General features: G+C 69.2%; 2 protein-coding genes. Both read right to left on the reverse strand.

Annotation, left to right across the window (positions count from 1 at the left end; translation table 11 throughout):
* Window positions 1-8 precede the first annotated feature (8 nt).
* On the reverse strand, window positions 9-1,613 hold the full coding sequence (locus GO615_RS27605; RefSeq protein WP_169133045.1) for a class I adenylate-forming enzyme family protein: 1,605 nt from the start codon (window positions 1,611-1,613) through the stop codon (window positions 9-11).
* The gene (locus tag GO615_RS27610; protein ID WP_339379994.1) at window positions 1,613-1,735 is read right to left on the reverse strand and encodes an acyl-CoA dehydrogenase family protein; all 123 of its coding nucleotides are present in this window, start codon (window positions 1,733-1,735) and stop codon (window positions 1,613-1,615) included. The genes GO615_RS27605 and GO615_RS27610 overlap by 1 nt, the downstream gene beginning before the upstream one ends.
* Window position 1,736 lies beyond the last annotated feature (1 nt).

Raw genomic sequence — 1,736 nt, forward strand, 5'->3', positions numbered from 1 at the left:
GGCGCACCTCAGCGCGGTCTTCCATCCTTTACTGTCTTGTCCTGTACCCTTGCGCGATACGTGTCCTGCGCCTGCTGCTTGAGCTGCCCTTTCAGGATCTTTCCGGTCGCCGCCGCCGGCATCGCCTTCATCACGACGATCTCGGACGGGCACTTGTAGGGCGACAGCTGCCCGGCGAGGTAGCCCTGCAGGTCCTCGATGCTCACTCTGCGCGCGGGGTCCAGCTCGACGAAGGCGACGACCTCCTCGTTGCCGTCCTCGACCTCGCGCCCGACCACCGCCGACTGCGTGACCGCTGGGTGCGAATTGAGCGCCGCCTCGACCTCGACCGGATAGACGTTGAACCCGGAGCGGATGATCAGCTCCTTGGTGCGGCCGACGACGAACAGCGCCCCGTCGGGGTCGCGCCTGACCACGTCGCCGGTGTTGAGCCAACCGCCTTCGCGCATCGTCTCTGCGGTGAGTTCGGGCTCGTGGTAGTAGCCCTTCATCACGTTCGGCCCGCGCACCCACAACTCGCCGGGCTCGCCCTCGCGGACGTCCGCACCGTCCTCATCGACGACGCGGATCTCGATGCCAGGGATGACCTGCCCGACCGAGGTGTCATGGCGCGGCGCGTCGATGCGGGTCTGGGCAATCGTCGGCGAGCTCTCTGTCATGCCGTAGCCGTTGTGCAGCGTCTGGCCGAAGAACTGCTCGACCTCGCCCTTCAGCGTCAGGTCGAGCGGCGAGCCGCCCGCGTAGATGAAGCGCAGCCGCGACTTCTCCGGCGACCACCTGCCGCGCGCAAATTCGAGCAGGCGCGCGTACATCGCCGGCACGCCCTGCAGCACGGTGATGCCTTCGTCATGGAGCGCGTCGATCAGCGCCTGCGGCGCGTAGCGCGGCACGACATGCAGCGCGGCGCCGGCGTAGAGCGTGCCGAGCATCACCGACGCCAGCCCATACACGTGCGAAATCGGCAGTACGCCATACACGCGGTCCTGCGGCTGGAGCCGGCGCAACCGGCTCGACACCGCGGCGATGAAGAGCAGGTTGCGATGCGTCAGCATCACGCCCTTCGGGTGGCCGGTCGTGCCGGTGGTGTAGATCAGCGCCGCCACCTGGCTCGCGCCGTCCTGCTCGACCGGCTCGGGCGTGCAGTGTTCGTTGAGCGCGCCGATGGCGATTTCACCGAAATGCGGCAGCGTGCTGCGCTCCGCTTCGTGGCGCGCCGCATGGGCGGCGGCGTCCGGCGACACGGCGACGGTGTAGATCACCCGGCGCGCACCGCTGTGCCCGCGGATCACGTCGATCTCGCGCGGCGACAGGCGGGCGTTGACGTTGACCACCCACGCGTCGCATTGGGAAGCGGCGAAGATCAGCGCGACCTGCGCGGCGCAGTTCTCGCCAACGATCATCACGCGGTCGCCCGGTCGCACCTCGAGCCGGCGCAGCAGCGCGGCGCCCTCGTCGACCGCCGCGGCGAGCTCGCGCCAGGTCCACGCGACACCGCCTTCGGACACGGCCTCCGCCTCGGGCGTAGCCGCGGCCCAGCGGCGCGGGATCTCGTGCAGGCGCTGCGGCAGTGCGGCCAGCAGCGCGCCCTCTTTTGCGTCCACTCGCGAGCCCATCAGGCCTCCGCCGCCTTGATCATGTTGCGCGCGATCACGAGCTGCTGGATCTGCGTCGTGCCTTCATAGATGCGGAACAGGCGCACGTCGCGGTAGAAGCGCTCGGCCGCGTATTCCGAGATG

The organism is Aromatoleum evansii (genome assembly GCF_012910805.1).
Classification (GTDB): Bacteria; Pseudomonadota; Gammaproteobacteria; order Burkholderiales; family Rhodocyclaceae; genus Aromatoleum; species Aromatoleum evansii.